The following is an 18,986-nucleotide window of genomic DNA, read 5'->3' on the forward strand; positions in this document are numbered from 1 at the left end:
GCTGCTGGGTTGGGGGACAGGGTACGCGGCCGGGCGCCGGGGCGTACCGGCGCTGCGCAAACCGGTCTCGCAGGTTGGTCACACCGGCGTGCCGCGGCCGTGAACTGCGAGACTCGAATCATGAGCTACGGCACGGCTGAGTCCTTCCCGCCCGTCACGCTGGACGACGTGCGGGGTGCCCAGAAGATGCTCTCCGGCGTGGCGCGGGTGACCGCGATGGAGAGCAGCAGGCACCTGTCCGAGCTGGCGGGCGCGCCGGTCTTCCTCAAGTGCGAGAACCTCCAGCGCACGGGTTCGTTCAAGCTGCGCGGCGCCTACGTCCGGATCGCCGGCCTGCTTCCGGAGGAGCGTGCCGCGGGGGTGGTGGCCGCGAGCGCGGGCAACCACGCGCAGGGCGTCGCTCTCGCCTCGGCGCTGCTCGGGGTGCACGCCACCGTGTTCATGCCGAAGGGCGCCCCGCTGCCGAAGATCAGTGCGACCGAGGGGTACGGCGCGGAGGTGCGCCTGCACGGCCAGGTGGTCGACGAGACGCTGGCCGCCGCGCAGGAGTACGCGGCCGAGACCGGCGCGGTCTTCATCCACCCCTTCGATCACCCGGACGTGATCGCGGGCCAGGGCACGGTGGGGCTCGAGATCCTGGAGCAGTGCCCGCAGGTGCGCACGATCGTCGTCGGCATCGGCGGCGGCGGGCTCGCGGCCGGGATCGCGGTGGCGGTGAAGGCGCTGCGGCCGGACGTGCGGATCATCGGGGTGCAGGCGGCGGGCTCGGCCGCCTACCCCCCCTCGCTGGCCGCGGGGCGGCCGGTGGCGATCGGGAACCCGACGACGATGGCCGACGGGATCAAGGTCGGGCGGCCGGGTGACGTGCCGTTCGGGATCGTCTCCGAACTGGTGGACGAGGTGCGCACGGTCGGAGAGGACCAGCTCTCGGCCGCGCTGCTGCTGTGCCTGGAGCGGGCCAAGCTGGTGGTGGAGCCGGCCGGCGCGAGCCCGGTGGCGGCGCTGCTCGGCACGCAGGGGGCCAAGGGGGCCGAGGAGGCCTTGGCGGGGCCGGTCGTGGCGGTGCTCTCCGGTGGCAACGTCGATCCGGTGCTGCTCCAGCGCGTCCTGCGGCACGGCATGGCGGCCCAGGGCCGCTACCTGGCCGTCCGGCTGCGCCTGACGGACCGTCCCGGGGCTCTGGCCACGCTGCTCGGGGTGTTGTCAGTGGTGGATGCCAATGTTCTCGATGTGAGTCACGTACGGACCGACCCGCGGCTCGGGCTCACGGAGGCGGAGGTCGAGCTCCACCTGGAGACGAAGGGGCCGGCGCACTGCGCCGAGGTCGGCCAGGCCCTGCGCGAGGCCGGTTACACGGTCATCGCCTGAGCCGTCCCGACGGAACACGCGGCTCCGATTCCTCTCCGCCACTCGTTCGGTGAAATGCGTTGAGGGACGCGATACATCGCGTTATGGTGTGAACGTCTCGGACCACTCCTGACCACCGCTGATGACGTGGAGACTCACATGCCAGGCGCCATCTACGCCGAAGGCCTGGTGAAGACCTTCGGTGACGTAAGGGCTCTGGACGGCGTCGACCTCGACGTCCCCGAGGGCACCGTGCTCGGCCTGCTCGGACCGAACGGCGCGGGCAAGACCACCACCGTCCGCTGTCTGACCACGCTGCTGCGGCCCGACAGCGGCAAGGCCGTCGTCGCGGGTATCGACGTACTCCGGCAGCCCGACGAGGTGCGCCGCTCGATCGGCCTGTCCGGCCAGTTCGCCGCGGTCGACGAGTACCTGACCGGCCGCGAGAACCTCCAGATGGTCGGCCGGCTCTACCAGATGCGGGCCAGGGCCGCGAAGGCCCGCGCCCAGGAGCTGCTGGAGCAGTTCCGCCTCGCCGAGGCGGCCGACCGGCCCGCGAAGACCTACTCCGGCGGCATGCGCCGCAGACTCGACCTCGCGGCGGCGCTCGTGGTCGCCCCGCCGGTGATGTTCATGGACGAGCCGACCACCGGCCTCGACCCCCGCAACCGCCAGCAGCTGTGGGAGGTCATCAAACAACTGGTCTCCGGCGGCACGACCCTGCTGCTGACCACGCAGTACCTGGAGGAGGCCGACCACCTCGCGCACGAGATAGCCGTGGTCGACCACGGCCGGGTCATCGCCCGCGGCACCTCCGACCAGCTCAAGGCCCGCACCGGCGGCGAGCGCGTCGAGGTCGTGGTGCGCGAGCGCGAGCACATCGCCACCGCCGCCGAGGTGCTGGGCGGCTTCGGCAAGGGCGAGACCACCGTCGAGGAACACACACGCAAGCTCACCGTGTCCGTCTCGGGCGGCGCCAGGCTGCTGGCCGAGGTCATCCGCGAACTGGACTCCCGCGGGATCGAGATCGACGACGTCGGTCTGCGCCGCCCCACCCTGGACGACGTCTTCCTCTCCCTGACGGGCCACGCCGCGAAGGAGAAGGAGGGCTCGACGGGAGAGTCCGGGGCGAGCGGCGCCGCGGCGAAGGACAGCAGGCGCAAGAAGGAGGCCGTCAAGTGAGTGCCGTCACCGACCCGGCGCGGACCCTCGCGCCGGGCAACGCCCTGGCCCGGTCCGTCCGCGACTCCCTCGTGGTCGCCCAGCGGAACCTGATCCGGATGTCCAGGATTCCCGAGGTGGTGATCTTCGGGCTCATCCAGCCGATCATGTTCGTGGTGCTGTTCACCTACGTGTTCGGCGGCTCCATGACGATAGGCGGGACCACCGACCCCGGCACCTACAAGAACTTCCTGATGGCCGGCATCTTCGCGCAGACCGTCACGTTCGCCACCGCCAGTTCCGGCGCGGGCATCGCCGACGACATGCACAAGGGCCTCATCGACCGCTTCCGCTCGCTGCCCATGGCGCGGGGTGCGGTGCTGACCGGGCGCACCCTGGCCGACCTGGTGCAGACGGCGCTCACCCTGCTCGTCCTCGCCGTCGTCGCCCTGCTGGTCGGCTGGCGCGTCGGCTCGGAGCACGGCACGAACGCCGGCCGGATGCTCGCCGCCTTCGGTCTGCTGCTCCTGCTCGGGTACGCCTTCACCTGGATAGGTGCCCTGATCGGCCTGTCGGTGCGCACGCCCGAGGCGGCCACCTCCGGTGGACTGGTGTGGCTCTTCCCGGTGACGTTCATCTCGAACGCGTTCGTGGATTCCGGCCGGATGACACCGTGGCTGCGGCACATAGCCGAGTGGAACCCGTTCAGCGCGACCGTCCAGGCGTGCCGCGTGCTCTTCGGCAACCCGGGGCAGTCGCACTCGACGGCCTGGCCCATGGAGCACCCGGTGTGGGCCTCGCTGATCTGCTCGGCCCTGATCATCCTCGTCTTCCGGACCTGGGCGGTGCGCAAGTACCGCTCGGCCACGGCCTGAGTCCGGCCACCCCGGGACGTGACGGAGCCCCCGGCGCCCGGTGAGGGGCGGCGGGGGCTCAGGCCCTGCCCGTGAGGCAGGGCGGGGTTCAGGCGTTGTACGGGTCGGCCTTGAGGATCGTCACCGAAGCCTTCTTGCCGTTCGGCAGCTCGTACTCCGCGTCCTCGCCGACCTTGTGGCCGATCACACCGGAGCCGAGGGGCGACTGGGGCGAGTAGGTCTCGATGTCGGCACTCGCGTATTCGCGGGAGGCCAGCAGGAAGGTCAGCGTGTCGTCCTCGTCCCCGTCGAAGGCGATCGTGACGACCATGCCCGGCGCGACCGCGCCGTCCGCGGAGGCCGGAGCCTCGCCGACCTGGGCGTTCTCAAGGAGCTGGGTCAGCTGGCGCACACGGAGCTCCTGCTTGCCCTGCTCCTCCTTGGCCGCGTGGTACCCACCGTTCTCGCGCAGGTCGCCCTCCTCACGCGCGGCCGCGATCTTGGCGGCGATCTCGGTGCGCGCAGGACCAGTAAGGTACTCAAGCTCGTCCTTGAGCTTGTTGTACGCCTCCTGGGTCAGCCAGGTGACGTTCTCGCTGGTCTGGGTCACAGGTGCTCCTCGTCGGTACTGGGGATACAAAGCATCGCCCTACCCAGAAGAATGGTCCCTCATGGATGGGCGAAACCACGAGCCTAACAATTCAGCGGCGAAAGGGGGAGGACATAAGCCATCTAATGTGCGTCAACGCAGGTCAGCGCCTGCGTATTCCACCTGGCGCGATGGCGTCGCCGGGCGTGGCCCCGCCGACCGGCGTGTCAGACGCCCAGCCGGCCGGCGCACCGCACGCCGCGCGGCGTCAGCCGGCGTGGCAGCCCAGCAGCTCGCCGGTCGTCCCCCGGGCCGTCGTGCGCAGGGTGAGGACCTTGTCGACCTGCTTGGCGTGCTGGTCGAAGCGGAAGTCGGCCCGGCCCACCTCGGTGCCGTCGGCCGCCTGGGAGCGCAGCGTGCAGTAGCCGCGCGCGTCGGCGTCCTTGTGCACCTCCAGGTGGATCTGCACCGCGTCGTCCGACGCCTCGAACGAGACGACCTGCGCGCTGATCTTGTTCTGCCCGACGTAGTGGTAGGCGAAGTAGCCGATCAGGACGAGGAGGAAGGCGCCCAGGACGGCACCGGCGATCTTGAGTTTGTGGTCTGCGCGTTCGTCCGGGGAGCGGCCGTAGCGGCCCTCGGGCAGCCGGGTGCTCGCCGTACTCATGATCGTCCTCTCGGCAGGGGGGCGGGACGGACGTCCCGTGAGGGGCCCCGGAGCGGACTCCGGAATTATTCGCCCCCCGATTCGGTCACTATAGAAGCCCGGGACCGCGGCTCGGCCGCCACCCCGGAACGACGAGGCACCGTGGCGGCGGCCATGGAACGCCCGGCGACACAGGGCACCGACTTGACCTTGAGGATTGAGCCTTGACTGACCAGCTGCGACTGATGGCCGTGCACGCGCACCCCGACGACGAGTCGAGCAAGGGCGCGGCCACCATGGCCAAGTACGTGTCCGAGGGGGTGGACGTGCTGGTGGTGACCTGCACGGGCGGAGAGCGCGGCTCCATCCTCAACCCCAAGCTCCAGGGCGACACGTACATCGAGGAGCACATCCACGAAGTGCGCAAGAAGGAGATGGACGAGGCCCGCGAGATCCTCGGCGTCAAGCAGGAGTGGCTCGGCTTCGTCGACTCCGGCCTGCCCGAGGGCGACCCGCTGCCGCCGCTGCCCGAGGGCTGTTTCGCCCTGGAGGACGTCGACAAGGCGGCCGGCGAGCTGGTGCGCCAGATCCGTTCCTTCCGTCCGCAGGTGATCACCACCTACGACGAGAACGGCGGCTACCCGCACCCCGACCACATCATGACCCACAAGATCTCGATGGTGGCCTTCGAGGGCGCGACGGACACCGAGAAGTACCCGGAGGAGGAGTACGGCCCGGCGTACCGGCCGGTGAAGCTGTACTACAACCAGGGCTTCAACCGCGCGCGCACCGAGGCACTGCACAAGGCCCTGCTCGACCGGGGCCTGGAGTCCCCCTACGGCGAGTGGCTGGAGCGCTGGGAGAAGTCCGGTCACAAGGACCGCACGCTGACCACGCACGTTCCCTGCGCGGACTTCTTCGAGACCCGCGACAAGGCGCTGATCGCCCACGCCACGCAGATCGACCCCGACGGCGGCTGGTTCCGGGTGCCGATGGACATCCAGAAGGAGGTCTGGCCGACCGAGGAGTACGAGCTGGCGAAGTCGCTCGTCGACACCTCGCTGCCCGAGGACGACCTCTTTGCGGGCGTCCGGTAGCCCTGAGGGAGAATGCCTGACATGAGCGCAAGCGCGAGCCTGGCAACGACGCATCTGGTCACCCTGGCCGAGTTCGACAAGAACAAGGTCACCCCCGGCGTCCTCGGTTTCATCGTCTTCGCGGTGATGGCCCTGGCGGTGTGGTTCCTGATGAAGTCCATGAACCGCCACATGGGCAAGGTGGACTTCAAGGAGTCCGCGGAGGCCGACGGCAACCAGCCCGGCAAGGGCACCGGCGGCCCGGGCCGGGCCCACCCCTCCAAGGGCTGAGGACCCGCGCGTCGGCGTCACGGCCGTGCGCCCGTCCCCAGGGTGATCGCACCCACCGCTCCCGGTGGGCGCGATCACCCTGAGGCATGCCCGCGCACCCGCCGCCCGCTTCCCTCACCCCGGCGCCGGGGCCGCCTCCACCCCCATCACCTCGCGGGCATGCCGGTCCGGGACCATGCCCAGGCGCCACGCCTGCCAGCCCGCCTCCAGGCTCACACCGCGTTCCAGGACGAGCCGGTACGCCTCGACGTAGCCCTCCAGCTTCCGGTCCCGCAGCGGGTGCCCGGCGCGGGCCAGGGCGGCCAGGTCCTCCTGGGCGACCGCCGTGCCGACCTCCACGCCGCCGGGCGCCGCGTACGGCAGCAGCGTGCAGCGCAGGAAGCGCGCCCAGTCCTCGCCGCGCCGGTCACCGTAGGAGGCGAACAGGGCCAGCGCCTCGTCGCACAGGGCGAGGGCCTGCGGCGTGCGGGCGTTGCCCGCGTCGACCACGGCCAGCTCCAGGCAGGTCCAGGCCTCGCCGTGCGCCACACCGATGCGCTGGAAGTCGGCGCGGGCGTCGACCAGGAGCTGGCGGGCGAAACCCGAGTTGCGCAGCGAGCCGGTCTGCGCCGCCCGCTGGTCGCGGGTCACCCGGGCCGAGTGGTGGCGGGCGCAGGCCAGGCCGTAGACGTCGCGCATCCGGGAGAACATCGTGCGGGCCCGCTCCAGCTCACGCACCGCATGGTCCAGGCCGCCGGTCTCCTCCAGCGCCTGCCCCAGGTAGTACAGCGTCCACGCCTCGCCGCGGGCGTCCTCGTTGTCGCGGTGCCGGGCGGCCGCCCCGCGCAGCGCCTCCACCGCCTCCGCCCTCTCCCCGGCCAGCAGCCGGGCGCGGGCCAGCTGGGTCAGGGCCCAGGCCTCACCGCGGGCGTCGCGGGTGCGGCCGTAGCGCTCCAGGGCCTCGCGCAGGTTCGTCTCGGCGCGCTCCACGTCGCCCTGGCGCAGCGCGAGCTGGCCCAGCTGGAAGTGGGCCCACGCCTCGCCGTGCACCGAGCCGCCCTCGCGGTGCAGCACCAGGGAACCCGTCAACAGGTCCAGCGCCTCGGCGAGATTGCCCCGGTCGCGCTCCACCGCCGCCAGTGCGTGCATCGTCCACGCCCGGTCGGTGGCCAGCTGCGGCACGTCCTGCAGCGCCATGGCCTCGCGCAGCCGGGCCGCGGCCTCGCCCAGGTTGCCCTGGTGGTGCAGCGTGATGCCGAGCGAGTTCAGCGCGCGGGCCGCACCCGCCTCGTGGTGCGCCTCCCGGTACAGGTCGACGACCGAGGCGAGCGTGGCGCGGGCCTGGTCCAGTTCGCCCAGCTGCCGGGCCGCGATACCGGTGCGCCACTGCACCGAGCGGACGAGCAGCCCCTGGTCGACGGCCTGGGTCAGCTCGCTGATCTCGCCCAGCCGGTACAGGTCGCCGCGCAGCAGGCAGTAGTCGCACAGCGCGCCCAGCAGGTTGAGGACTGCGGCCTGGTTCACGTCCTCGGCGTGCCGCAGCGCCGCCGTGATGAAGCTGGACTCGTCGTCCAGCCAGCGCAGCGCTTCGTCGAGGGAGGTGAAGCCGTGCGGGCTGAAGCGGTCCGAGCGGGTCGAGTTGTTGCCGTCGACCAGGCGCAGCACGGAGTCGGCCAGCTCGGCGTAGTTCCCGATCAGCCGCTCCTGCGCGGCCGTGCGCTCGGCGGGGTCCTCCTCGTCCAGCAACCGTGCGTGGGCGAAGGCCCGTACCAGGTCGTGCAGCCGGTAGCGGCTGCCCCGCACGTGGTCGATCAGACCGGCGCGGGCGAGGGCCGTCAGGTGCCGGGTCGCCTCGGCCTCGTCCGTGGCCAGCAGAGCTGCCGCCGCCGCGGCGCCCAGTGAGGCGCGTCCCGCCAGGGCGAGCCGGCGCAGCAGCCGGCGGGCGGGTTCCGCCTGGTCGGTGTAGCGCAGCCACAGGGCCCGCTCGACCGGGTCGACCGGGCCGTACGCCGCGAGGTCGGTGGCCAGCCGGCGCGGCGAGCGCGGGCCGAGGGCGGAGCCCGCGATCCGCAGCGCCAGCGGCAGCCCGCCGCACAGCGCGTGGATCCGCTCGGCCGACTCCGCGTCGTAGGGCCCGGAGGTGTCCTCGGCGGCGGCGCCCAGCAGTTCCTCGGCGCCCGCCTCGTCCAGGGCCTCGACCGGCAGCTGGTACACCCAGGCCGGCAGGTCGGCGGGCAGTTCCAGCGGGGTACGGGCGGTGACCAGGACCAGGCTGTCGGAGCGCTCGGGCACCAGGGCCCGCACCTGTCCGGCGTCCGGGGCGTCGTCCAGCACGATGGTCACCGGCAGGCCCGTCAGATGCTGGTCGTACAGCTCGCCCAGCCGTTTGACCTGCTGGTCGGGGGAGGAACGGTCACGGAACAGGAGCTGCTCGCGGGGCGCGCCGAGCCGGTTCAGCAGGTGCAGCAGCGCGTCGCGGGTCGACAGCGGCGGTTCGTCCACGCTGTCGCCGCGCAGGTCGACGACGACCGCGCCGCGGAACTGGTCGCGCAGCTCGTGCGCCGCGCGCACGGCGAGGGTGGAGCGGCCGGAGCCGGGCGCACCGTGCAGCACGACGACCGTCGGCCGGGTCTCGGTGTGGGCCCGGGCCGCCTGCACCCACTGCCGGATGCGCGCCAGCTCCTGCCGACGCCCGGCGAACAGGCCGTTCGGCTGCGGCAGTTGGCCGAAGGACTGCTCCAGCACGCTGCGCCGGCGGGCCGCCGCGCTCTTGTCCGTGCCGCGCAGCCGGGGCGCCGCCTTCTTCGGCGCGACGGAGGCGGTGAGCACGCGCTGCTGGTCCAGGAACGGCCGGATGCCGCGCACCTCCAGGGCGGTGAGCCACTGCAGTCGCAGCTGCTCGGGGCCGCCGGGCTGACCGGCCGCGCCCGCCCGCCGGTGGGCGGCGGGCAGATGGGCGGCGCTCACCTTGACGACGGTGGTGGCGGCGCCCGCCACGCCGGCGACGGCACCCGCGCCGAGGGCGGTGCCCGCCCCGGTGCCGAGCGCCAGGTCGCCCGCGGCGGCGGCGAGCGCGGCAACGACCGCCACCAGCAGGGGAGTTCCGGACCCTTCGCGCGCGTAGCGCTGCGCGAAGGTCAGCTGCCCGGCCGCCGCCTCGTCCAGCGCCCTGGTGTACGCCTCGTACTCCTCCTGGGCGGGCCGGGCGAGGGAGTCCAGCGCGGCCTTGGCGCGCGAGAGCAGGACGCCGCCGTCCACACGCCCGCCCGACCGGCGCACCTCCTCCTCCACGGCCCGGCCCAGCAGCCGTTCGGCCTCCGCCCGATGAGCGTCCCGCATGTCCCGTCCCCCTCCGGCGGCAACTCCTTCGCCTACAAGTGTCCTTCGAGCGGCGCGCCGGCGCGAGGGGGTGGCGATCACTGGCGCCGTTGTCGTGACTTTCACAAGACTCGCTTGTTTTTGTGAACGTCGATCTGATGGCCGGAAAGGTGGGGACATGAACGACGTTCATACGCACGGGCAAAGCGAACTCCTCCATGTCGCGTCCTACGCCCGGACATCCGGGGATTTCCGGCAAAGGGACGGTCACGGAGTCCGCCGTCAGCTGCGGATCAACGAGCGCACCGCGCACGAGTACGGCTGCCGGGTGGTGGCCACCTACGTCGACAACGGGCGCACCGCGTCCAAGGAAGGCGTGGTGCGGCCCGGGTTCGATCGGTTGCTCGAGGACCTGGTGCGGGGGCGCACGGCCGAGGGTGGGAACGTACACGGAGTCGTCTGCGTTGCCGAGCGATCGCCCGGGACTGGTGCGACCTCGGCGTCACAGGAACCCGGGGCGGCAGGCCCGATGCGCAGACCGTCACGCAGTGGACTCCCCGATGCAAAGGCGGGGGGCGCCCCGCTCCACGGCACCTGGCCACTGGCCTCCTGCGCTGCGGTGCGCAACGGACCGATGGCACGCTGTGCCGCGGCGCCCTGTGTGCGCAGAAGGGCAGGAGCCGCAGGAGCCCGTACGTCTACACGTGCCGGTCCTGTCAGCGGTGCAGCATCAGTGGTCCACTGGCGGATGAGGCCCTTGAGCGACTCCTGCTCTCCGGCTCACCGGCAGGGCCGAGCTTGACGCAGGAGATGCGTGGGCGCTGGAAGTCCGGCGAGCTGACGGAGAGGCGGCAGATCGCCGGACCAGTCCTGGTGCACTGCATCGTCCGGCCCGGCGTGAAGGGAAAGCAGGCCTGGGACTTTTCCCGGCTCGCCCCCGTCTGGCGCTGAGCGGGCCGGGCGGCGACGGGGTCTCCGGGGGACGACGCGCAGGTCGTTCTGCGATCTGTCGCCCCCGTCGGGCAGGATGGGACCATGCCGAATCGCCTGGCTCAGGAAACCTCCCCCTATCTCCTCCAGCACGCCGACAACCCCGTCGACTGGTGGCCCTGGTCGTCGGAAGCGTTCGAGGAGGCGCGGCGGCGTGGTGTGCCCGTGCACCTGAGCGTCGGCTATTCGAGCTGCCATTGGTGCCATGTCCTCGCAGCGGAAAGCTTCCAGGACGAAGCAGTCGCCGACTACCTCAACGAGCACTTCGTCAGCGTCAAGGTCGACCGGGAGGAGCGGCCCGACGTCGACGCCGTCTACATGGAGGCGGTGCAGGCGGCCACCGGGCAGGGCGGCTGGCCGATGACCGTGTTCCTGACGCCCGAGGCCGAACCGTTCTACTTCGGCACCTACTTCCCGCCCGCGCCCCGGCAGGGCATGCCCTCCTTCCGGCAGGTGCTCCAGGGTGTCCAGCAGGCCTGGGAGACCCGCCGCGAGGAGGTCACCGACGTCGCCGGGAAGATCGTCCGGGACCTGGCCCAGCGGGAGATCGACTACGGCGGTACGCGGACACCGGGCGGCGAGGAACTGGGGCAGGCGCTGCTCGCGCTGACCCGTGAGTACGATCCGCAGCGCGGCGGGTTCGGCGGGGCGCCCAAGTTCCCGCCGTCGATGGTGCTGGAGTTCCTGCTGCGCCACCACGCCCGCACCGGCTCCGAGGGCGCCTTGCAGATGGCCCGGGACACCTGCGAGCGGATGGCCCGCGGCGGCATCTACGACCAGCTCGGCGGGGGCTTCGCCCGCTACTCCGTGGACCGCGACTGGGTCGTGCCGCACTTCGAGAAGATGCTGTACGACAACGCGCTGCTCTGCCGGGTCTACGCCCACCTGTGGCGCACCACCGGCTCGGAGCTGGCCCGCCGCGTGGCCCTGGAGACCGCCGACTTCATGGTCCGTGAACTGCGCACGGAGCAGGGCGGGTTCGCCTCCGCGCTGGACGCCGACAGTGACGACGGCACCGGCGGGCACGTGGAGGGCGCCTACTACGTCTGGACGCCCGGGCAGTTGCGCGAGGTGCTCGGCGCCGAGGACGCCGAACTCGCCGCGCAGTACTTCGGCGTCACCGAGGAGGGCACCTTCGAGCAGGGGGCCTCCGTCCTCCAGCTGCCCGTGCGCGAGGGCGTCCACGACGCGGCGCGCATCGACGCGATCCGCCGCCGGCTGTTCGAGGCGCGCGCCGCCCGGCCCGCCCCCGGCCGGGACGACAAGGTCGTTGCCGCCTGGAACGGTCTGGCGATCGCCGCCCTCGCCGAGACCGGCGCCTACTTCGACCGCCCCGACCTGGTGGAGGCCGCGCTCGGCGCCGCCGACCTGCTCGTACGGCTGCACATGGACGAGCACGCCGCGCTGGGGCGTACCAGCAGGGACGGGCGGGCCGGGGCCAACGCCGGGGTGCTGGAGGACTACGCGGACGTCGCCGAGGGCTTCCTCGCGCTCGCCGCGGTCACCGGCGAGGGCGTCTGGCTCGACTTCGCGGGTCTGCTCCTCGACCACGTCCTGACCCGCTTCACCGACCGGGAGTCCGGCTCCCTCTACGACACCGCCGTCGACGCCGAGAAGCTGATCCGCCGCCCCCAGGACCCGACCGACAACGCCGCCCCGTCCGGCTGGACGGCCGCGGCGGGCGCCCTGCTCGCCTACGCCGCCCACACCGGCTCAGAGCCCCACCGCACCGCGGCGGAACGGGCGCTGGGCGTGGTCCGGGCGCTCGGCCCGCGCGTGCCGCGCTTCATCGGCTGGGGGCTGGCCGTCGCCGAGGCCGCGTTCGACGGCCCGCGCGAGGTCGCCGTCGTCGGCCCCGCCCTGGCCGACGAGCGGGCACGGGCCCTGCACCGCACGGCACTTCTGGCCCCCGCCCCCGGCGCCGTCGTCGCCTACGGCACCGCGGGCAGCGACGAGTTCCCGCTGCTCGCCGACCGCCCCCTGGTGAACGGCGAGCCCGCCGCCTACGTCTGCCGCAACTTCACCTGCGACGCCCCGACCACCGACCCGGACCGGCTGCGCGCCGCGCTGAGCGAGTGAGGGGCGCGCGTCAGGAGTTGAGGGCGAGGATGAGGAACGCCAGCAGCACCTGGGCGGCCCACTGGAGTGCGGCGGCCCCGGTGCGGGCGGACGCCCACCGGCGGGGGAGCACCAGCGCGCTCACCCCGGCGGCCACGGAGGCGAAGAAGAAGCCGTAGAGAACCTCTCCCGAACCCTGGTGGCAGTCCTCGTAGTAGTCGCCGTACATCACGCACTGCGTGCCGTGCCGGGTGGACAGGGCGAGCAGCCAGCAGCCGATGACCATGGGCAGGAGCAGGCCCAGTCCCACGGCGGCCCACACCGTGCTGTTGTGTCCGGGCTCCCTGGCTGCCGCGTTCCGCGTCGTCGCTGTCATGGCTCCAGCCAACCGGGCCGGGCCGCCCCGCTGATCGGTCCGCGTACTCAACTTCCCTGCGTGCGCATACTCATCGCCTGTTCCACGATCGCCTCCAGCTGGTCGTGGTGGGCGCCCTTCCAGTAGGCGCGGCCGCAGGCGCGGCACCGGGCGAAGACGTCGTACGTGCGCTGGGTGCCGTGCTCCAGCTGGTCGGCCACCTCGTCCTTGGTGGCCTGCCTCAGTAGGCCGTTGCAGGCGGTGCAGCGGGTCCAGGGCCGCAGCTCGGGGTGGAAGCGGCCGAGGACGTCGCGGAGCTGGTCGTCGGGGCGGGTGCTGTAGACGAACGCGCCGGCCCACAGTTCGCGGCGGCGCAGCAGGCCCCGGTCGCGGCTGAGCAGGACCCGCTTCTCGGCCGCCGAGCGCGCGGCGAGGGCCGGGTCGCCGATGTCCGTCGATTCGTACGCCGTGTCGACGCCGAGCAGGCGCAGGCGGCGGGCGAGGGTGCCCAGGTGCACGTCGAGGAGGAAGCGCAGGGGCGCGCCGGGGACCCGCTGGGGGCGCTGGACGGCGCGTACCTGTACGGTCTCGTCCGCCCGTGGGACGTGGGACACGGGTACCTCGCGGCCGTCCACGACCAGCGTGCCGACCTCGGTCAGCGGGACGCCGAGGGACTCCACGACGTGGCCGAGCGACGAGACGCCGTCGGTGACGACGGCGGTGGCGCCCCGGCGGCGGGTGTGGGGGACGAAGACCTGCAGGCCGGGCGCGAATTCGACGTGGATCTCGGGACCGTTCACCCGGTCAGGATGGCACGGCCGGGCGCGTGCGCCTCAGGTGTTCTCGGCGGGCAGGCCGTGTTCGAGGACGGTGAGGGTGCGGTCGACGAGGCCGGCGAGGTCGTCGCGGTGGCCCCTCTCGGCCCAGAACACGGTGGTCTCCATCAGCGCTCCGAGGAGGGACATGGCCCAGGCCCGCACTTCGAGGCTCTCCGGGTCGCGGCCGGTGCGCTCGGCGACGGCGGCGCGGAGCAGCCGGCCGGTGACCGACATGTTCTCCGTCATCCGGGCGCGCACCGCGGGCACCTCGGCCATCAGCCGGGTGCGCAGCCGCGACGCCTCCGGGTCGCAGGCCATGCCCCGGTCCACGGCCTGGCGCAGCACCTCGCGGACGGAGCGCGTCCACGGTTCGCCGGCGGGCCGGGCGCGCAGGGCTTCCGCGAGGAGCGGGTCCCACTCGTCGGTGAGGACGATGTCCTCCTTGGTGGGGAAGTACCGGCAGACGGTGGAGGGCGAGACCTCCGCCCGCTCGGCGATCTGCTCGGTCGTGGTGGCGTTGTACCCCTGCTCGCGGACGAGCGCGTACGTGGCCGCGCGGATCGTCTCGCGGGTCTTGATCTTCTTCCGTTCCCGCAGGCCGGGCGGGGGGCCGGCGGGGGAGCCGGGGGCGGCGGAAGGGGAGGGGGACTGTGCGGCCGTCATGGGGCCATTGTCCGGCCCCGGGGCGGCCGCGGCCGCCCCGGGGCAGCGGCTCAGGCGGCTTACGCGTGCTGGTAGGCGACGAGGGAGATGCAGACGTAGTGCACGGCGAAGGCGGCCAGCGTGAAGGAGTGGAAGACCTCGTGGAAGCCGAACCAGCGGGGGGAGGGGTTGGGGCGTTTGATGCCGTAGACGATGGCGCCCGCGCTGTAGAGCAGTCCGCCGGCGATGACCAGGACCATGACCGCGATGCCGCCGGTGCGCAGGAAGTCCGGCAGGTAGAAGACGGCCGCCCAGCCCATCGCGATGTAGCACGGGGTGTAGAGCCAGCGCGGGGCGCCGACCCAGAAGACGCGGAAGACGATGCCCGCGGCGGCGGCCGCCCAGATGCCCCAGAGCAGCCACTGGCCCTTGGCGCCGGGCAGGAGCAGCAGGGTCAGCGGGGTGTAGGTGCCCGCGATGATCAGGAAGATGTTCGCGTGGTCGAGGCGGCGCAGCAGGCCGCTCAGGCGGGGGCCCCAGTTGCCGCGGTGGTAGAGCGCGCTGACCCCGAAGAGCAGGCAGGCGGTGAGGACGTAGATGCCGCAGGCCATGCGGCCCCGGGGTGAGTCGGCGAGGGCGGTGAGCACGAGCCCCGCTATCAGCACGGCGGGGAACATCCCGAGGTGCAGCCAGCCGCGCAGTTTCGGCTTGACCGGATGCGGCAGGGAGAGCGCGGCCGGACCGCGGCCACCGGCCGGCGTGTCCAGGGGCGCGTCGGAGGCGGACGCAGTCATGCGCCGCATGGTACCCACGTCCCCGTAAGTCAGGCATCAGCGCACGGTGCAGGCACGGCGGTCACCGGAAATCCGGGCGAACGCAAAAAGTCCTTCAGCCGACGACAACGCGGACGCAAAGAACCGCGGTGACCGTGGGATTCCTCACCCTGCTCACCTGTGCGGCCCTCTGGACAGATGGGCGCCTGCGTCGGATGATCAAATGAGTGCGGTCGGCACCGGATGAGCGGCTACGAAGCATCCGGGTCGCAGCCCCCACGGGGCGACAAGACAAAAAACCCCTCATTTAGGAGCAATCGTGGCGCGCGACATCGCGGCTCCCTCCGCCCTTCCGACCAACCACAAGGACCTGATCTCGTGGGTCGACGAGATCGCGGACCTCACGCAGCCGGACAGGGTGGTCTGGTGCGACGGATCCGAGGCCGAGTACGAGCGACTGTGCGGGGAGCTCGTCGAGAAGGGCACCTTCCGGAAACTCGACCCGATCAAGCGCCCCAACTCCTACTACGCGGCCTCCGACCCCTCCGACGTGGCCCGCGTCGAGGACCGTACGTTCATCTGCTCCGCGAAGGAGGAGGACGCCGGCCCCACCAACCACTGGAAGGCCCCCGCCGAGATGCGGGAGATCTTCCGGGGCGAGGACGGCGAGGGCGGCATCTTCCGCGGCTCCATGAAGGGCCGGACGATGTACGTCGTCCCGTTCTGCATGGGCCCCCTCGGCTCCCCGCTCTCCGCGATCGGCGTCGAGATCACCGACTCCGCCTACGTCGCCGTGTCCATGCGCACCATGACCCGCATGGGACAGCCGGTCCTCGACGAACTCGGTGACGACGGCTTCTTCGTCAAGGCCGTCCACACCGTCGGCGCCCCGCTGGAGCAGGGCCGGCAGGACGTCCCCTGGCCGTGCAACTCCACCAAGTACATCTCGCACTTCCCCGAGGACCGCGAGATCTGGTCCTACGGCTCCGGCTACGGCGGCAACGCCCTGCTCGGCAAGAAGTGCTACGCCCTGCGCATCGCCTCCGTCATGGCCCGCGACGAGGGCTGGCTCGCCGAGCACATGCTGATCCTCAAGCTCACCCCGCCCACCGGCGAGGCCAAGTACGTCGCCGCCGCGTTCCCGAGCGCCTGCGGCAAGACCAACCTCGCCATGCTGGAGCCGACGATCTCCGGCTGGAGCGTGGAGACCATCGGCGACGACATCGCGTGGATGCGGTTCGGCGAGGACGGCCGCCTGTACGCGATCAACCCCGAGGCCGGCTTCTTCGGCGTCGCGCCCGGCACCGGTGAGCACACCAACGCCAACGCGATGAAGACGCTGTGGGGCAACTCCGTCTTCACCAACGTCGCCCTCACCGACGACAACGACGTGTGGTGGGAGGGCATGACGGAGGAGACCCCGGCCCACCTGACCGACTGGAAGGGCAACGACTGGACGCCCGCCTCGGGCACCCCGGCCGCCCACCCCAACGCGCGCTTCACCACCCCCGCCGCCCAGTGCCCGATCATCGCGCCGGAGTGGGAGGACCCCAGGGGCGTGCCGATCTCGGCGATCCTCTTCGGCGGCCGCCGCGCCAGCGCCGTGCCGCTGGTGACGGAGTCCTTCGACTGGAACCACGGCGTCTTCCTCGGCGCGAACGTCGCCTCCGAGAAGACCGCCGCCGCCGAGGGCAAGGTCGGCGAGCTGCGCCGCGACCCGTTCGCCATGCTGCCGTTCTGCGGCTACAACATGGGCGACTACATGGGCCACTGGATCGAGGTCGGCAAGGCTGCAGTCTCCAAAGAGGGGGACCAGTCCAAGCTGCCGAAGATCTACTACGTGAACTGGTTCCGCAAGGACGACCAGGGCAAGTTCGTCTGGCCGGGCTTCGGCGAGAACAGCCGCGTGCTGAAGTGGATCGTCGAGCGCCTGGAAGGCAGGGCGGAGGGCGTCGAGACGCCGATCGGCATCCTGCCGACCGAGGCCGCGCTGGACACCGACGGCCTGGACCTGTCCGCCTCCGACCTGCGCTTCCTGCTCACGGTCGACAAGGAGGTGTGGCGCGAGGAGGCCGCCCTGGTCCCCGACCACCTGAACACCTTCGGTGACCACACGCCCGAGGAGCTGTGGGAGCAGTACCGCGCGCTCGTCGAGCGCCTGGGCTGAGCCGCCCGCGCCCCCAGCGCTCCGCGGCCGACCGCGACCTGCCCTGACCTGCACTGTCGCTCCGGTCGGCCGCGGCAGGACGGTCAGGGGCCGGTTCCGCACAACGGCGTGCGGGACCGGCCCCGTCCGCTGTCGTGCCGCACATGCCCGCTGACCGGGTGCACGCACCCGGTCGGCGTAGCCGAGCGTATGGCCGGGGCGGCTGCGGGTACTCGGGAACCCTCCCGGTGAAGGAGGGTGATGTGGGCATGGCTGGAGACGGTGACTTCTACAAGCACGACCGTCCCGAGAACCCGGACCTCGCGGAGGACCGTCCGCGCGGCGGCGGCCCGGAGGAGCCGCAGGGCGGCGGCAACTGGCCTGTGTGGTGGATCGTCCTGGCGATCCTGGTCGCGTTCGTGCTGTTCGTCGTGATCTTCGGATGAGATCTTGGTTGACGCGAACGCGTCACCGCGCCCGCCGGTGAGGCACGGCGCATGTCCGCGCGGATGCACGTCGCGCGGGGTGACAGCGGCCACCGGCCGTTCGAGCACCCGTGAACCTCAGCCCGTACGGGCTGGAATCCCCCTCTTTCAAAAGGGGGAGCATGTTGGAGAAGACGACCGGCTGGAAGTACGGCATCACCGCCACCCCGGAAAGCTGGATCCGCACCGCCGACCTCGCGGCTGATCTCGACGCCTGGCCGGTACGGAGAACGGTCGCACCACCCCGGGAGACGTCCAACCCACGTGGCACCCCCCCGGCGCACCCCGCAGCGACACGCGACGGTCCCGTACCGCACCACAGGGGAAAACCGGAAACCGGGGTGGACCAATCACCCCACCGAGGCGACCTCAGCGCTGACGGATCGAGGTCCCTAGGGGAAAGCCGCGTCCGTCTGCGATTCTCCTGTCGCGTCGCCCTGCAACGGAATCCAGTTTGCCGAAGGTGCCGGCTCGTGATTGTGGCCGTTGACCCCGCCGGTTCTGAAGCGGCCGCTTCCCGGCTTCGATGAATCGGTGATCTTCGCCTCGCTGTCGATGTTGGAAACGGCCGGAATCAGGGTTGTTCCAGGCCGCGGAGTTCGCCCGGTTGTTCGAGGACCGCTGTTACCCCATCTGTGCCGAATTGGACATCGGCCGGAAGAGGCGCCGAGGGTGACCGCTCAATGGGGCCGCATGGGATATTGAGACCGCTCGGGTGATTTCCGAGGAGGACATACTCCGATTTGGCGGCGTGGGATCGCGGCAACGTTAACAATGTGCTCGTCGGTCGCCGAGGGCGACACGACCCGCAGGCGAAAAGGGTCTTCGGTGCCCCGCTTGCGGCTTGATCCCCCACGGAATTCAGGGAAGGTTCTGTTGAACCGTAGAACGATCCGAATGGCACGCGTGAAATCCGCCACGATGATGACGGCGGGCGCGCTTGCCGTGGCGCTCAACGTGGTGCCCAGCGGCGTGGCTGTCGCCGCCGAACTGCAGCAATTCAGCCCCGACGGAATCAGGTCGGCTGTCGACGATGCTCTGCGCGGGGCCAGTTCTGATAGCGACGACGGCTCTGGCAGTTACGGCGACAACGACGGCGACAACGGCTACGGGCACGGACACGGTGAAGACTGCAAGTGCCGTGGTCCGCAGGGTCCGCAGGGCCCGCAGGGTCCGCAGGGTCCGCCCGGAGCGACGGGTGCCACGGGTGCTTCGGGCCCGGCCGGTGCAACCGGCGCGACCGGTGCGACTGGTGCGACCGGAGCGACGGGTGCCACGGGTGCTTCGGGTCCGGCCGGTGCAACCGGTGCAACCGGTGCGACTGGTGCGACCGGAGCGACGGGTGCCACGGGTGCTTCGGGTCCGGCCGGTGCGACCGGCGCGACCGGTGCGACTGGTGCGACCGGAGCGACGGGTGCCACCGGCGCGACCGGTGCTACGGGTGCCACCGGTCACGTC

The 18,986-nt window shown here is 71.7% G+C and carries 17 protein-coding genes; 10 read left to right on the forward strand and 7 right to left on the reverse strand.

The annotated features are described in order from the left end of the window. The first annotated feature begins 120 nt into the window (after positions 1–120). From ilvA to ACFC02_RS14990, 3 genes are all read left to right on the forward strand, one after another. Positions 121–1,368, forward strand: a complete 1,248-nt coding sequence (gene ilvA / locus ACFC02_RS14980) for a threonine ammonia-lyase (protein ID WP_376356563.1) — start codon at positions 121–123, stop codon at positions 1,366–1,368. 138 nt (positions 1,369–1,506) lie between these two features. After that, on the forward strand, positions 1,507–2,529 hold the full coding sequence (locus ACFC02_RS14985) for an ATP-binding cassette domain-containing protein (protein WP_376356565.1): 1,023 nt from the start codon (positions 1,507–1,509) through the stop codon (positions 2,527–2,529). Continuing rightward, a complete protein-coding gene (locus tag ACFC02_RS14990; protein WP_376356567.1) occupies positions 2,526–3,383 on the forward strand; it encodes an ABC transporter permease in 858 nt (285 codons plus the stop codon). Before ACFC02_RS14985 ends, ACFC02_RS14990 begins: the two co-directional genes overlap by 4 nt. Positions 3,384–3,471: 88 nt before the next feature. Here the strand turns inward: ACFC02_RS14990 and greA are convergent, their stop codons facing one another. Next, positions 3,472–3,972: a transcription elongation factor GreA gene (gene greA / locus ACFC02_RS14995; RefSeq protein WP_360976167.1), complete on the reverse strand. Its 501-nt coding sequence runs from the start codon at positions 3,970–3,972 to the stop codon at positions 3,472–3,474. Between the two features lie 247 nt (positions 3,973–4,219). Continuing rightward, positions 4,220–4,618, reverse strand: a complete 399-nt coding sequence (locus tag ACFC02_RS15000; protein WP_376356569.1) for a DUF4307 domain-containing protein — start codon at positions 4,616–4,618, stop codon at positions 4,220–4,222. A 224-nt stretch (positions 4,619–4,842) separates the two neighbouring features. Here ACFC02_RS15000 and mca point away from each other — a divergent pair, with 224 nt between their 5' ends. Together mca and ACFC02_RS15010 are read left to right on the forward strand one after the other, a co-directional pair. Then, positions 4,843–5,694 (forward strand): mycothiol conjugate amidase Mca, encoded by an 852-nt coding sequence (mca, locus tag ACFC02_RS15005; protein ID WP_360976209.1) that lies wholly within the window; start codon positions 4,843–4,845, stop codon positions 5,692–5,694. Positions 5,695–5,706: 12 nt separating this feature from the next. Next, the gene (locus ACFC02_RS15010; protein ID WP_376356571.1) at positions 5,707–5,964 is read left to right on the forward strand and encodes a hypothetical protein; all 258 of its coding nucleotides are present in this window, start codon (positions 5,707–5,709) and stop codon (positions 5,962–5,964) included. A gap of 114 nt (positions 5,965–6,078) precedes the next feature. Here ACFC02_RS15010 and ACFC02_RS15015 read toward each other — a convergent pair whose 3' ends face one another. Then, the gene (locus ACFC02_RS15015; protein WP_376356573.1) at positions 6,079–9,282 is read right to left on the reverse strand and encodes a tetratricopeptide repeat protein; all 3,204 of its coding nucleotides are present in this window, start codon (positions 9,280–9,282) and stop codon (positions 6,079–6,081) included. A 157-nt stretch (positions 9,283–9,439) separates the two neighbouring features. Here ACFC02_RS15015 and ACFC02_RS15020 point away from each other — a divergent pair, with 157 nt between their 5' ends. The 3 genes from ACFC02_RS15020 (at position 9,440) to ACFC02_RS15030 (ending at position 12,330) form a co-directional block, all read left to right on the forward strand. Next, positions 9,440–10,063, forward strand: coding sequence for a recombinase family protein (locus ACFC02_RS15020; RefSeq protein WP_376356575.1), 624 nt, complete (start codon positions 9,440–9,442; stop codon positions 10,061–10,063). Beyond that, a complete protein-coding gene (locus ACFC02_RS15025) occupies positions 10,060–10,212 on the forward strand; it encodes a hypothetical protein (RefSeq protein ID WP_376356577.1) in 153 nt (50 codons plus the stop codon). Before ACFC02_RS15020 ends, ACFC02_RS15025 begins: the two co-directional genes overlap by 4 nt. An 84-nt stretch (positions 10,213–10,296) precedes the next feature. After that, complete coding sequence (locus ACFC02_RS15030) at positions 10,297–12,330, forward strand: thioredoxin domain-containing protein (protein ID WP_376356579.1); 2,034 nt, start codon at positions 10,297–10,299, stop codon at positions 12,328–12,330. Between the two features lie 10 nt (positions 12,331–12,340). Here the strand turns inward: ACFC02_RS15030 and ACFC02_RS15035 are convergent, their stop codons facing one another. From ACFC02_RS15035 to ACFC02_RS15050, 4 genes are read right to left on the reverse strand one after another with little or no spacing between them, the layout of a single operon-like run. After that, positions 12,341–12,685: a hypothetical protein gene (locus ACFC02_RS15035; protein ID WP_376356581.1), complete on the reverse strand. Its 345-nt coding sequence runs from the start codon at positions 12,683–12,685 to the stop codon at positions 12,341–12,343. A 47-nt stretch (positions 12,686–12,732) separates the two neighbouring features. Continuing rightward, positions 12,733–13,464: a Mut7-C RNAse domain-containing protein gene (locus tag ACFC02_RS15040; RefSeq protein WP_376356583.1), complete on the reverse strand. Its 732-nt coding sequence runs from the start codon at positions 13,462–13,464 to the stop codon at positions 12,733–12,735. Positions 13,465–13,497: 33 nt separating this feature from the next. Then, positions 13,498–14,145 carry a TetR/AcrR family transcriptional regulator gene (locus tag ACFC02_RS15045; protein WP_376356585.1) on the reverse strand — a complete coding sequence of 216 codons (648 nt, stop codon included), beginning with the start codon at positions 14,143–14,145 and terminating at the stop codon, positions 13,498–13,500. Between the two features lie 59 nt (positions 14,146–14,204). Next, complete coding sequence (locus ACFC02_RS15050) at positions 14,205–14,918, reverse strand: hemolysin III family protein (protein ID WP_376356587.1); 714 nt, start codon at positions 14,916–14,918, stop codon at positions 14,205–14,207. Positions 14,919–15,216: 298 nt separating this feature from the next. Here ACFC02_RS15050 and ACFC02_RS15055 point away from each other — a divergent pair, with 298 nt between their 5' ends. Together ACFC02_RS15055 and ACFC02_RS15060 are read left to right on the forward strand one after the other, a co-directional pair. Further along, positions 15,217–17,064: a phosphoenolpyruvate carboxykinase (GTP) gene (locus ACFC02_RS15055; RefSeq protein ID WP_376356589.1), complete on the forward strand. Its 1,848-nt coding sequence runs from the start codon at positions 15,217–15,219 to the stop codon at positions 17,062–17,064. Between the two features lie 248 nt (positions 17,065–17,312). Beyond that, positions 17,313–17,489 carry a hypothetical protein gene (locus ACFC02_RS15060; protein ID WP_376356591.1) on the forward strand — a complete coding sequence of 59 codons (177 nt, stop codon included), beginning with the start codon at positions 17,313–17,315 and terminating at the stop codon, positions 17,487–17,489. The last annotated feature ends 1,497 nt before the right edge of the window (positions 17,490–18,986 follow it).

It is taken from the genome of Streptomyces sp. NPDC056160 (assembly GCF_042268205.1).
Taxonomy (GTDB): domain Bacteria; phylum Actinomycetota; class Actinomycetes; order Streptomycetales; family Streptomycetaceae; genus Streptomyces.